The 437-nt window shown below is 56.3% G+C and carries 1 rRNA gene; it reads left to right on the top strand.

The features are described 5' to 3' along the window. Positions 1–437, top strand: a 23S ribosomal RNA gene (locus PAT3040_RS19665); the annotation flags it as partial.

The raw sequence follows: 437 nt of genomic DNA, 5'->3' as shown, positions 1-437 counted from the left end.
AGGCTGGGCTGTGATGGGGAGCGAAAATTGCAGTAGCGAAGGTCATGTACTCCGGCTGTCAAGAAAAGCCTCTAGCCAGGTGATGGTGCCCGTACCGCAAACCGACACAGGTAGGCGAGCAGAGCATGCTAAGGCGCGCGGAAGAACTCTCGTTAAGGAACTCGGCAAAATGACCCCGTAACTTCGGGAGAAGGGGTGCCTCGGTAGGGTGAATAGCCCGAGGGGGCCGCAGTGAAAAGGCCCAATCGACTGTTTAGCAAAAACACAGGTCTGTGCGAAGCCGTAAGGCGAAGTATACGGGCTGACGCCTGCCCGGTGCTGGAAGGTTAAGGGGAGCGGTTAGGGGCAACCCGAAGCTGTGAACCGAAGCCCCAGTAAACGGCGGCCGTAACTATAACGGTCCTAAGGTAGCGAAATTCCTTGTCAGGTAAATTCTG

This window comes from Paenibacillus agaridevorans (assembly GCF_003112455.1).
Lineage (GTDB): Bacteria > Bacillota > Bacilli > Paenibacillales > Paenibacillaceae > Pristimantibacillus > Pristimantibacillus agaridevorans.
Note: the sequence above shows the minus strand (reverse complement) of the source record. Positions and strands in the feature narration are given on the sequence as shown.